Raw genomic sequence first — 12,615 nt, 5'->3', positions numbered from 1 at the left:
CGTTAAATCAAGATTATAGCCTCACTTCTGATTACATCAGAAGCGGAGAGCCTCCGATTCATCCGCGTCATCCCTCGCCCTTCATTCCTGAAAGGCTTCGGCGGAACTCCGGCTGGCGCGGGAGACGAGGGTCTCATCCGGCGCCGGCAATGATTTGCCGGAATCGCGAAACCGGTTGGTGATCGGATAGCGACGGTCTCGGCCGAAATTCCGGCGCGTGACCTTGACGCCCGGCGCCGCCTGCCGGCGCTTGTACTCGGCGGCGTTCAGCAGGCGATCGACGCGCACGACCACGTCGTGGTCGAACCCTTCCGCGACGATCGCCGCCAGCGGTTCCTCCCTCTCGACCAGCCGCTCAAGAATCGCATCGAGCAGATCGTAAGGCGGCAGCGAATCCTGATCCAGCTGGCCTTCGCGCAACTCGGCCGTCGGCGGCCGCGCGATGACGCAGGGCGGGATCACCTCGCCCGATGGACCAAGCGCGCCTTCCGGTTTCCACGCGTTGCGCAGGCTTGCCATCCGGAACACCTCGGTCTTGTAGATATCCTTGATCGGATTGAAGCCGCCGTTCATGTCGCCGTACAGCGTGGCGTAACCCACCGACATTTCCGACTTGTTACCGGTGGTCACGACCATCGCACCGAGCTTGTTGGACATCGCCATCAGAAGCGTGCCGCGAGCGCGGGATTGCAGATTCTCCTCGGTAATATCGCTGGGCGACCCCGCGAACACGCCGGAGAGAATCTCCTCGAAGCCAGTCACCGCCGGCGCGATCGGCAGCACGTCGTAGCGAATGCCGAGCGCCGTCGCGAGCCTTGCCGCATCGTCGAGCGAGACCTGCGCCGTAAAACGGAACGGCAGCATGACGCCGCGGACGTTCTCGGCCCCGAGGGCGTCGACGGCGATGGCCGCGCACAAGGCTGAGTCGATTCCGCCGGACACGCCGAGCAGAACGCCGGGAAACCCGTTCTTCCGGACATAGTCGCGCAACCCCAGCACGCAGGCGGCATAGTCGGCCTTGTCGCCGTCGATCTGCGGCGCGACCGGTCCGGTGCAGTGCCACCCCTCGGCAGACCTGGTCCATTGCAGCGTGACGACGCTTTCCTCGAAACAGGGAAGCTGCGCTGCCAGCGAGCGATCGGCGTTCAGCACGAAAGAAGCGCCGTCGAATACCAGCTCATCCTGGCCGCCGACCTGATTGAGATAGACCAGCGGGAGATCGCTCTCGGTCACGCGCGCGACCGAGATCGACAGCCTGATGTCGCTCTTGCCCTTTGCATAGGGCGACCCATTGGGAACGACGAGAATTTCCGCGCCGGTTTCAGCGAGGCATTCGACGACGTTCTCATACTCGGCGGATTCCTCGACCCAGGTGTCTTCGCAGATCGGCACGCCGATCCGCACGCCCCGAATCTTCAACGGCCCTCCGACAGGCCCCCGCGCGAACACGCGCTTTTCGTCGAACACGCCGTAGTTCGGCAGATTGACCTTGAAGCGGAGCGCCGCGACCCGCCCCTCGTCCAGCAACGCATAGGCATTGTAGAGCTTGCCGTCATCGACCCATGGAGTGCCGATCAGCATGGCCGGGCCGCCATCGCTGGTCTCACGCGCGAGAGCTTCGATCGCCTCGCGGCAGGCAGCCTGAAATGCCGGCCTCAGAACCAGATCCTCAGGCGGATAGCCGGCGATGAACAGTTCGGGAAACGCCACCAGTGCGGCGCCGTCGGCCTTCGCCTGCGCGCGCGCGGCGCGGGCCTTTGCCGCATTGCCGGCGATGTCTCCGACTGTCGGATTCAATTGGCCGAGCGTGATCTTGAAGGTTGTTTCGGTCATGGACGCTTGTTACCCGCCGGCCTTGCCTTGCTGCAATATGGCGCAGTTATAACGGTTTCGGGCGGCGTGGACAGCGGCGGGTCAAGAAAACATGCCCGTCATGGCCGGCATAAAGCCGGGCATGACGATTCAATCCCGCTATAGCCACTGATTACGGGCACCAACAACAAAACCACCTTAGAAACCCGATTACCCTCAAAAACCGGAGACCGCCGGGATCGGTTTGACCTTTCCTTCACGATCGTCACTCAGCAATTCGGCGATCAGGAACGCCATGTCGATCGACTGCTCGGCGTTCAGGCGCGGATCGCAGACGGTGTGATAGCGACCGTTGAGGTCCTCGTCCTTGATCGCACGCGCGCCGCCTATGCACTCGGTGACGTTCTGCCCGGTCATCTCCAGATGAATGCCGCCGGCGTGCGTGCCCTCGGCGGCATGAATGCTGAAGAACGACTTGACCTCCGACAGGATGCGATCGAACGGGCGGGTCTTGTAGCCGCTCGTCGACGTGATGGTGTTGCCATGCATCGGATCGCACGACCACACGACAACGCGGCCCTCGCGCTTCACCGTGCGGATCAATTGCGGCAGATAATCGCCCACCTTGTCCGAGCCGAAGCGGCCGATGAGCGTCAGTCGTCCCGGTTCATTGTCGGGATTCAGCGCATCGATCAGCTTCATGAGTTCATCAGGCTTGAGCGATGGGCCGCACTTCAGGCCGATCGGATTCTTGATGCCGCGGAGATATTCAACGTGGCCATGATCAAGCTGTCGGGTGCGATCGCCGACCCAGATGAAATGGCCTGAGGTCGCGTACCAGTCGCCAGTCGTCGAATCGACCCGCGTCAAAGCCTGCTCGTAACCGAGCAGCAGCGCCTCGTGACTGGTATAAATGTCGGTCGACCGCAGTTCGGGGTGGCTTTCAAGGTTGAGCCCGCAGGCGCGCATGAAATTGAGCGCGTCAGAGATGCGATCGGCGAGTTCCTTGTAGCGCCGCGACTGCTGAGAGTCCTTCAGGAAGCCGAGCATCCACTGATGCACGCTGCCGAGATTGGCGAACCCGCCGGTCGCGAAGGCGCGCAGCAGGTTAAGCGTCGCCGCCGATTGCCGGTAGGCCATGATCTGGCGATGCGGATCCGGAACCCGCGACTGCTCGGTGAAGGCGATGTCGTTGACGATATCGCCGCGATAGCTCGGCAATTCGACACCGTCGACCTTCTCCATCGGAGACGAGCGCGGCTTGGCGAACTGGCCGGCAATGCGGCCGACCTTCACAACCGGCAATGCGCCGGCATAGGTCAGGACCACCGCCATTTGCAGCAGCACGCGGAAGAAGTCGCGGATGTTGTTGGCGCCATGCTCGGCGAAGCTCTCGGCGCAGTCGCCGCCCTGCAGCAGAAACGCCTCACCGTTGGCGACTCGGGCGAGCGCCTTTTTCAGGTTGCGCGCCTCACCCGCAAACACCAGCGGCGGAAACGTCGCAAGCTGCGCCTCGACGTCACCCAACGCCTTCGGATCCGGATAGACCGGAACCTGCTGCACGGGCTTGGTGCGCCAGCTATCGGGTGTCCACCGCTCGGACATGAGATTAACTCCTGAGGAAAACCGCCACTCATAAACGGATGGCGACGGTTCACGCTATATACATGGGCGAACCCCGTCGCGCCAGTTGGCAGAAGGTTTTGCCGATCAAGATATTGAAATACGAGGCAAATTCTGCTTCGGCCTTTTTCCGGACGCATCAAGGGTACTGGCATCGTCCAGATTCGCCAATTTTGGGGTCGTTTAGAGCGGCCGCCGGTCAAATGGAATCAGCGCCGCCGCTCCAGTTAATTGATTGAGCATCGGATTTATCCCGAAACCGGTTCCCATTTTCGGGTCCGATGCTCTAGAACCCTGATTTATTCCGGATCATCCGCCGAGACCGGCCACCCTCTATCTCAGGGCCGTTTCACTCGGCCGCTCCACGCGCATGGTGAGCGGTTCGCGTCCGCATCGTCACAAGTTCTTCAGCCGCGGTCGGATGCAGCGCCATGGTCGCATCGAAATCGGCCTTGGTGGCCTTCATTCTGATCGCGATGCCGACCACCTGCGTCATCTCGGCCGCGCCGTCGCCGACGATATGACAACCGAGCACGCGATCCGTCGTGGCGTCCACCACCAGCTTCATCAGCATGCGGGTATCACGGCCCGATAACGTCGCCTTCAGCGGGCGGAACGTCGTCTTGTAGATATCGACCGCGTACTCCGCCCTCGCCTGCGCTTCTGTGAGGCCGACCGTTCCGACTTCAGGCTGCGAAAACACGGCGGTGGGGATGTCCGCATGATCCACGCGCGTCGGCTTGTTTCCGAACACCGAATCCGCGAACGCGTGCCCCTCGCGGATCGCGACCGGCGTCAGGTTGAAGCGATGCGTGACATCGCCGACCGCATAGATGTGCGGCAGGTTCGTCCGCGAGAAGCCGTCGACGGCTATGCCGCCGTTCTCCGGGTTGATGGCGACGCCCGCCTTCTCAAGTCCCAGATTGGCAACGTTCGGATGCCGGCCGATCGCAAACAGTACCTGATCGGAAGCAACACTCGACCCGTTCGATAGATGAGACGTGAAATCATCGCCGTGCCGATCGACCCTCTCGACAGTGCAGCCCGTCAGGATCGTGATGCCGCTCTTCTCCATTTCCGCGCGAACATGGGCGCGGACGTCATCGTCGAAGCCGCGCAGGATATTGTCCCCGCGATAGATCAGGGTCACATCACTTCCGAACCCGGCAAAGATGCAGGCGAATTCGAGCGCGATATATCCGCCACCCTGAATCGCAATTCGCTTCGGCTGCTCCTGAAGATGAAACGCCTCGTTGGAAGAGATTACGTGCTCGATGCCGGGAATGGCAGGCCCGTGATTGGGCCGGCCACCCGTCGCGATCAGTACCTGCTTCGAACGGATGGTCTCGCCGGTCGTGAGCCGGAGCGTGTGCGCATCCTCAAATACCGCCCGCGACTTGACCGTTTGAACACCGGCCTTTTCGAGGGTCGACGTATAGGCCGCCTCAAGGCGGGCGATCTCCCTGTCCTTGTTGGCGATCAGCGCCGGCCAGTCGAACGTCGCGGACGGAATCGACCAGCCAAAACCGGCGGCATCTTCGATGTCGTGGCGGATATGAGAGCCGTAGACCAACAGCTTCTTCGGCACGCACCCCCGGATCACGCAAGTCCCGCCCATCCGGTATTCTTCGGCGACCATGACGCACGCGCCGTATCCGGCGGCGATGCGCGCGGCGCGCACACCGCCGGAACCGCCGCCTATGACGAACAGGTCGACATCGAAATCAGCCATGCCCCAACTCGATCGAGATCAGATTTCCTTGCCGCGCTTGCGCATCTCCGCGCGAAACTCGCCATTGACGACGCTCGCGAACTGCTGCGCCCACTGGTTCATATATCCCATGCTCGCTTCGATCGCCTTGGGCTCCTGCGCGATCAGCTTTTTCCCGAGCGGCGACTTGTAGAACGTGACAAGGTCCTTCAACTCCTGCTCCGTGAAATGGCCGGCATAGATCTTCGCCATGCCGTCACCTATTTCTTTTTCACGGCCGGCGAGCGACTTGGCCACGACCAGCGCAACCTCATTGAGATCCTTCTGATAGTTCAGGTTGGATTGAAGAAGCGTGTTCTTGGTCCGCTCGACGATGCTGGGAACGGCATTTGCGAACATCCCACTGGCGTTCTTCAACGTCAGAAGTTCCTTGGCCGAAGCGACGGCGGCAGGTGACGGCTGGCCGACTTGCTGAGCCTGCGCAACGGCTGGAAGCGCCAGCGCCATCGCAAGAAAAGCCGCAGGCAGAAACTTTGAAAGACCCCTCATCATCTCAATATCTCCTCATCGCGGCGCTTACGGCCGCTCGACAATACGAATTCCCTCGGCGCCGGCCAGCATCGCCACGCGTGCTAGGCCGATGAATAGGCCGTGCTCGACGACGCCAGGTATCGGATTCAACAGTCCGGCCAGATAGCTTGCATCAGGTATCTGCCCAAGATGGGCATCGAAAATCCAGTGGCCGCCATCGGTGACGAAAGCATGGCCATCCGGTTGCTTTCTGACGGCCAGTTCACCGGAAACGCCGGCTTTTGCAAATACCTCCGTAATCGCGCGCCGCGTCGCGGCGAGTCCGAACGGAATGACTTCGATCGGCAGGGGAAAGCGGCCTAGCCCCGCCACCCACTTCGTCTCATCCGCGATCACGATCATGCGGTCCGACGCGGCCGCCACAATCTTCTCGCGCAGAAGCGCCCCGCCGCCACCCTTGGTCAGATTGAGATCAGGATCGATTTCGTCGGCGCCATCGACCGTCAGATCGAGCCTGTCGAGGTCGTCCAGGGTGGTCAGGGGAACGCCGCACCGCTCCGCATCGGCCCGCGTGGCTTCTGATGTCGGCACGCCGACAACCTTCAACCCGTCACGCACGCGCTCTCCCAAAAGCTCGACAAAGTGCCTGGCGGTGGATCCCGTTCCGAGACCCAGCCTCATGCCGTCCTCGACATATTCAAGGGCACGCGCCGCAGCCTGTCTTTTCAATGCATCCATCGTCATGAGGACCTCGATTTGCGACCCCGCTCCGGCTGGCGAGGCATAGCTGATGTGGTTGAGACGTTCGCTTTGCAGCCGATGCGGGCCCGGTCAAGCCAACTCCCCGCTCCGCACCACAATTTTTTGGATGACCAACGGTTTCGAGCCGGGCACGTCCTTGGGATGTTTCGGGGTGGCATACGCGGTTCGCATGAAGAAAACGCGAAGCGGAAAGGCTCAGACGCAAGAAACAGGGCTCTCGAGCGTTCCGGGCCTCTCCATGAGGGCGCACGACCATATCCGCACTTCACCCTTGCATGTCCGGCGGGAGGCGGATACCGATCCAGCATCATGATATCCTCCCCTCCCCCCATGGTCGTGTTCGACCTCGACGGGACGCTGGTCGATACCGCGCCCGATCTCGCCGCCGCACTCAACTTCGTCCTGGATCGCGAAGGCCTGCGCAAGGTGTCATTGCCGACAGCCCGCTCGATGATCGGTGCGGGGGTTCGCCGCATGATCGAACGCGGCCTGGAGCATGAGGATCGCTCCGCGACGCCCGATGAGGTCACGCGGATGATGGGCGACTTCGTGGACTACTATACGGCCCATATCGCCGACGAATCCCGGCCGTTTGAAGGACTTATCGAGGCGCTCGACGAGCTATCGGCGCGGGGATTCCGTTTCGCGGTCTGCACCAATAAGCTGGAAGCGCTTGCCAAGCTGCTGCTCGACCAGCTGGGGTTGAGTCCGCGGTTTTCCGCAATCTGCGGCGGTGATACCTTTGGCGTGGCTAAACCGGATCCCGCGATCTTGCGGCAAACCATCGCCCGCGCGGGCGGAAGCCCGCAGACCGCCATCATGGTCGGCGATGCAGGTCCCGACATAGGGGTTGCGCGCCGGGCCGGCATCCCCGTTATCGGGGTCACGTTCGGTTATACCGAAGTCCCGGTCGCAGAACTCAAACCCGATCGCGTGATCAGCCACATGAGGGAATTGCCGGAGGCCATCGCCGTACTGCAAGCCGCCACGCTGAACGCGGCCGGCTGATTTATTGGCCCGGAATCAGGCGCGGGCCGAGAATGCCAAGGGAGGACCTTCTCCTGTTCCTACCCCGGCGAAGCGACGGGTGCGGCGGTTCGCCACGCTTCCACGATCCCGCGCCGTTCCTGGCCCTTCTCGCGCGCGTTAATCTTCATGGATTTCTTGCGCACCGCAGCAGAGCCGGCACATTGTGCCCCGGCCAGAACACGCTTACATTAGAAAAGAAACAAATACCTCATACGCCGTTGCAACAAGGCTAGTTAAATGACCGGTTGTTCTGCCCCCGCCGAGACTTCGGGCTCCCGGAAAATGGTCGACCCGTTCGGCCGAAGCATCAGCTATTTGCGCGTATCCGTGACGGATCGTTGCGACCTTCGCTGCTTTTACTGCATGTCCGAAGACATGACTTTCTTGCCGAAGGCGGATCTGCTCACGCTGGAGGAGCTTGATCGTCTGTGCTCGGCATTCATCGCCAAGGGCGTGCGCAAGCTTCGGCTGACAGGTGGCGAACCGCTGGTCCGCCGCAACGTGATGTCGCTGATCCGCTCCTTGTCTCGCCATCTCGAGTCGGGAGCTCTGAAAGAGCTGACGCTCACGACAAACGGATCGCAACTGGTTCGCTTCGCCAACGAGCTTAAGGATTGCGGCGTAAAACGGATCAACGTGTCGCTCGATACGCTCGACCCTGCCAGGTTTCGCGAGATCACGCGCTGGGGCGACATCCAGAAGGTCATGGCAGGCATTGACGCCGCGCAAGCCGCGGGTCTCGCCGTCAAGATCAATGCGGTCGCGCTCAAAAACCTGAACGAGGACGAAATTCCATCCCTGATGGAATGGGCGCACAGTCGAGATATGGCGCTGACCCTCATCGAGGTCATGCCGATGGGCGATATCGGCGCATCCCGCGCCGATCAGTATCTGCCGCTCTCCATGCTGCGCGCGCGGCTCGAAGGCCAATACACCCTCACCGATCTCGACGACAGTACAGGCGGCCCCGCCCGCTACGTTCGGGTCAGCGAGACCGGCGGCAAGCTGGGCTTTATCACACCGATGACCCACAATTTCTGCGAATCCTGCAACCGCGTCCGCATCACCTGCACGGGCACCCTGCATACCTGCCTCGGACACGAAGACGCTTCCGATCTGCGCCGGCCGCTCCGCGCATCGTCCACCGACGAGTTGCTATATGAGACGATCGATCGCGCCATCGGCCTCAAGCCGAAAGGCCACGATTTTATCATCGACCGTCATAACCGCCCGAGCGTAAGCCGCCACATGAGCGTAACCGGCGGGTAACAATTTAGACACCCGCCGGTCTGGCCGTATCTCGAGGGCGGAGGTTAGCGGACCTGCCCTGACGGCGTTGATGATCCATTATGCGTGGGCCTTAATCCGATACCCCATGCCCGCAATGACATTTCAAAGGCCTCTATCCAAGTCATGATTTCCTGGAGCCTTCCGCTTCTGACGAAATCAGAAGCAGGCTCCATCATTTTTGATCTGACGCGTTTTCTTCCCGCGAACCGGTATCCACTTCGCTCGAAAACGCTATAACCGCTCTGCGTCCGCCACACCCCAAAACTATCAACTGCCCGGTTGACGGCGGCAACCTGGCATTGGAATGGTGCAACGCCTTTCATGTAGCCAGCATCCGACAGGAAGCTGCGTTCCACAATCTGGGACAAACAACCGCTGTTGCGACTTCGGAAAGACGCCGGGGTTTTGAATCCGGCGTCAGTGATCGCGATCGGCTGCCGCCAGGAGGAACTGATGCGTGTGTTACTGGCCCTCAGCACAGCCATCGACCGGCTCAATGAAAAGGTGGGGTACGTCTGCAATATCCTTGTGCTGCTTGCCGTGCTGGTGAGCGCCGGCAATGCAATGATCCGATATGCGTTCGGCTATAGTTCGAACAGCTGGCTCGAACTGCAATGGTACATGTTCGCCATCCTCGTGATGTTCGGCGCATCCTACACCTTCAAACGCAACGAACACGTCCGGGTCGAGATTTTCTATCTGATCCTGTCCGATCGCGGCAGGCTCTGGCTCGATCTCATCGGGACCCTCTTCTTTCTCATTCCGGCCTGCCTTTTGCTCAGCTACCTGTCCTGGCCTTTCTTCATGCAGTCTTATGCAATCGGTGAAGTATCCGGAAATGCAGGCGGTCTCGTTCGCTGGCCGATCAAGCTCGTCATCCCGCTCGGATTCGTCATGCTCGCGATTCAAGGGATCTCGGAAGTGATCAAGCGGATAGCGGCGCTACAGGGCCTTGTCACGATCCAGGCGACCTACGAGAGACCGACTCAATGATTACGCTGGAAATGATGCCGCCAATGATGTTCGGCGGCCTGGTTCTGGCGATGTTGATCGGTTTTCCGGTCGCCTTCACGCTGGCCGCGGTGGGGCTCTCGTTCGGATTCCTTGCGATCCATCTTGGCTTTTTCGATCTGAATTTTCTTCAAGCCATACCGGGGCGCGTGTTCGGAGGCGTACTGTCCAACGAGCTGCTGCTGGCGATCCCCTTTTTCACGTTCATGGGATCGGTGCTCGAGCGCTGTGGCCTTGCGGAGGACATGCTCGACTCAATGGGGCAACTGTTTGGACCCATCCGCGGCGGCCTCGGATATTCGGTCATCCTTGTCGGATTCATCCTCGGCGCCATCACCGGCACGGTCGCGGCGCAGGTGATCGCCATGGCGCTGATCTCGATGCCCGTGATGATGCGCTACGGCTACAACATTCGCTACATCACAGGCGTGCTGGCGGCATCCGGCACCATCACTCAACTTGTTCCGCCTTCCCTGGTGCTGATCGTTCTGGCCGATCAGCTCGGGAAATCGGTCGGCGACATGTATCTGGGCGCCTGGGGGCCGTCGCTCTTCCAGATCATGCTGTTCGCCGGCTACACTTTCCTGCTCGGTCTCTTCAAACCCGATCACGTCCCCCCGGTGCCAAAGGAATTTCGCACGCTCACCGGCTGGCCGCTTTGGCGCAAGTGCCTGATGGGCATCATCCCCTCCGCCGTCCTGATCTTTGTCGTGCTCGGCACCATGATGTTGGGGCTTGCGACACCGACGGAAGCAGGTGCAATGGGCGCCGTCGGCGCGATCGTGCTGGCGACCATTCACCACAAGGATTTCAGCAGCACCGGCCGAAAACTCCTGATCATCGGCGCGATCACCGGCGGCATCGGAACGCTCGTGGGAATTTTCGTGGCCGAAGGATTGGTCTTCAAGATCGCGTTCGCCGTCACCTATCTCGCGGTGGTGTGGATTTGTCTGGAAGCGGTCCGCATCCCCGGACTCCGCGACCTCATCAGGCAGGGCTATCAATCGACAATGCGCCTCACCACCATGGTGACCTTCATTCTGATCGGTTCGACCTGCTTCTCGGTGGTGTTTCTCGGAGTCTCCGGCGGTGAATGGCTGGAGCATCTGCTGACATCGCTGCCGGGCGGCGTATGGGGCTTTCTCATCTTCATAAACGCCTTCATCTTCTTCCTGGCGTTTTTCCTCGACTTCTTCGAGATCGCCTTCATCATTCTGCCGATGCTCGCCCCGGTGGCCCAGAAGGTTCTCGCTCCCGTCGTCGGTGCAGACGCGGCGCTGATCTGGTTCGGCGTCATGATCTGCGTCAACATGCAGACTTCGTTTCTCCACCCTCCATTCGGCTTTGCGCTGTTCTACCTGCGCGGCGTCGCGCCGCGAGAGGTCAAAAGCTCAGACATCTACTGGGGCGCGGTGCCATGGATTGGATTGCAGATCATCATGGTCGTTCTTGTGATCGCGTTCCCCGCGACCGTGACAGGCCTGCTTGGCAAATCAGCAGCCGTCGATCTCGACAATATCAAGATCGAGGTGCCGATGATCGATGTCGCGCCGCTGGATTTCGGTCCGGTACCGACCAACCGGCAATAGCTGCGTCAAAAATCACGCAGCGCCGAAAGGCAATCAGCCCCGCGTCCGCGATCGAATCATGAAGGTGTCGTAGGTATATTCCGCCACCTGCCACCACAAATATTCGTCCGACCGATAGGCCTGCATCGCATCGATCACTTTCTTGAAGTCGGCATTATTTGCCGAAATCTCGCTCCACAACTCGTTCGTGGCTTTCAGGCAAGCGTCGAGAACGTCGTGACTGAACGGCCTGAGTTGCGTGCCACCTGCGACGAGCCGCTTCAGGGCTGTCGGATTCTGCATGTCATAGCGAGCCGTCATCCAGGTGTTGGCCGTGTTCGCCGCGTTCACCAGTATCGCCTGATAGGTCTTTGGCAAGGTGTTCCACTTCTCGAGATTGCAGAACGCGTGAAGCGTCGGCCCACCCTCCCAAAAACCTGGATAATAATAATACTTGGCGACCTTCTGGAGACCCAGCTTCTCATCGTCGTAGGGACCAACCCATTCGGCCGCGTCGATTGTGCCTTTCTCAAGCGAGGGATAAACGTCGCCCCCGGCGAGCTGCTGCGGTATCACGCCTACCTTTTGCAAGACCTGACCGGCAATGCCGCCGATCCGCATCTTCAAGCCCGACAGATCAGCCACGGTCTTGATCTCCTTGCGGAACCAACCGCCCATCTGTGTGCCGGTGTTGCCGCAAGGAAGCCCGATGACGCCGAATTTTTTGAAGAACTCGTTTGCAAGCTCATTGCCGCCACCCTGAAACAGCCAGGAATTCTGCTGACGCGCATTGAGCCCGAACGGAACTGACGCGAAGATAGCGAAGGTGGGATCCTTTCCGACATAATAGTACGAAGCGGTGTGACTCATCTCGACCGTATTGTTGGCCGTCGCGTCGAGCGCCTGCAACGCGGGAACCACCTCTCCGGCCGCGAAGAGCTGAATCTGGAATTTGTTGTCGGTCATTTCCGCGACCTGCTTTGCAAAGACCGCGGCCGTACCGTAGATCGTGTCGAGCGATTTTGGGAAGCTTGACGTCATGCGCCATTTGATCTCGGGCGCCGATTGCGCGATCGCCGGCGAGGCTATGGCCGAGACAGCGGCCCCGGCGGCCGAACCTTTCAAAAAATCACGACGCTTCATGAGTCACCCCTTATGACGATCCTTCTTGAGCTTCCCGCGAAGGCCATAGCGGATAGAGCTTGACCTTCGCTGCTTGTCTTGCACACGAACTCCACAGGTGAAGGTCAAGCCCCAGACTGAAACTTCTACTAGAGC

Annotated in this window: 10 protein-coding genes; 4 read left to right on the top strand and 6 right to left on the bottom strand. The window is 60.4% G+C overall.

Annotated elements, in window-relative coordinates:
- Positions 1 to 81: 81 nt before the first annotated feature.
- The 5 genes from NWI01_RS01320 to rpiA all read right to left on the bottom strand — a co-directional run bounded on the left by NWI01_RS01320 (position 82) and on the right by rpiA (position 6,421).
- Positions 82 to 1,833: an NAD+ synthase gene (locus tag NWI01_RS01320; RefSeq protein WP_141381971.1), complete on the bottom strand. Its 1,752-nt coding sequence runs from the start codon at positions 1,831 to 1,833 to the stop codon at positions 82 to 84.
- A 195-nt stretch (positions 1,834 to 2,028) separates the two neighbouring features.
- Positions 2,029 to 3,417, bottom strand: a complete 1,389-nt coding sequence (locus NWI01_RS01315) for a class II 3-deoxy-7-phosphoheptulonate synthase (RefSeq protein ID WP_141381969.1) — start codon at positions 3,415 to 3,417, stop codon at positions 2,029 to 2,031.
- Between the two features lie 367 nt (positions 3,418 to 3,784).
- Positions 3,785 to 5,167, bottom strand: a complete 1,383-nt coding sequence (gene gor, locus NWI01_RS01310; RefSeq protein WP_141381968.1) for a glutathione-disulfide reductase — start codon at positions 5,165 to 5,167, stop codon at positions 3,785 to 3,787.
- Between the two features lie 18 nt (positions 5,168 to 5,185).
- Positions 5,186 to 5,695 (bottom strand): DUF2059 domain-containing protein, encoded by a 510-nt coding sequence (locus NWI01_RS01305; RefSeq protein ID WP_141382002.1) that lies wholly within the window; start codon positions 5,693 to 5,695, stop codon positions 5,186 to 5,188.
- A 27-nt stretch (positions 5,696 to 5,722) separates the two neighbouring features.
- Complete coding sequence (rpiA, locus tag NWI01_RS01300) at positions 5,723 to 6,421, bottom strand: ribose-5-phosphate isomerase RpiA (protein WP_141381966.1); 699 nt, start codon at positions 6,419 to 6,421, stop codon at positions 5,723 to 5,725.
- Between the two features lie 348 nt (positions 6,422 to 6,769).
- Here rpiA and NWI01_RS01295 point away from each other — a divergent pair, with 348 nt between their 5' ends.
- The 4 genes from NWI01_RS01295 (at position 6,770) to NWI01_RS01280 (ending at position 11,358) form a co-directional block, all read left to right on the top strand.
- Positions 6,770 to 7,447: an HAD-IA family hydrolase gene (locus tag NWI01_RS01295; protein ID WP_181410328.1), complete on the top strand. Its 678-nt coding sequence runs from the start codon at positions 6,770 to 6,772 to the stop codon at positions 7,445 to 7,447.
- A gap of 258 nt (positions 7,448 to 7,705) precedes the next feature.
- A complete protein-coding gene (gene moaA, locus NWI01_RS01290) occupies positions 7,706 to 8,737 on the top strand; it encodes a GTP 3',8-cyclase MoaA (protein ID WP_141381963.1) in 1,032 nt (343 codons plus the stop codon).
- 474 nt (positions 8,738 to 9,211) lie between these two features.
- On the top strand, positions 9,212 to 9,751 hold the full coding sequence (locus NWI01_RS01285) for a TRAP transporter small permease subunit (protein WP_141381962.1): 540 nt from the start codon (positions 9,212 to 9,214) through the stop codon (positions 9,749 to 9,751).
- Positions 9,748 to 11,358, top strand: coding sequence for a TRAP transporter large permease (locus NWI01_RS01280; RefSeq protein ID WP_141381960.1), 1,611 nt, complete (start codon positions 9,748 to 9,750; stop codon positions 11,356 to 11,358). Before NWI01_RS01285 ends, NWI01_RS01280 begins: the two co-directional genes overlap by 4 nt.
- A 33-nt stretch (positions 11,359 to 11,391) precedes the next feature.
- Here the strand turns inward: NWI01_RS01280 and NWI01_RS01275 are convergent, their stop codons facing one another.
- A complete protein-coding gene (locus NWI01_RS01275; protein ID WP_141381959.1) occupies positions 11,392 to 12,480 on the bottom strand; it encodes a TRAP transporter substrate-binding protein in 1,089 nt (362 codons plus the stop codon).
- Between the last annotated feature and the right edge of the window lie 135 nt (positions 12,481 to 12,615).

It is taken from the genome of Nitrobacter winogradskyi, assembly GCF_006539545.1.
GTDB classification, from domain to species: domain Bacteria; phylum Pseudomonadota; class Alphaproteobacteria; order Rhizobiales; family Xanthobacteraceae; genus Nitrobacter; species Nitrobacter winogradskyi_A.
This window is presented reverse-complemented; position numbering and strand designations above follow the sequence as displayed.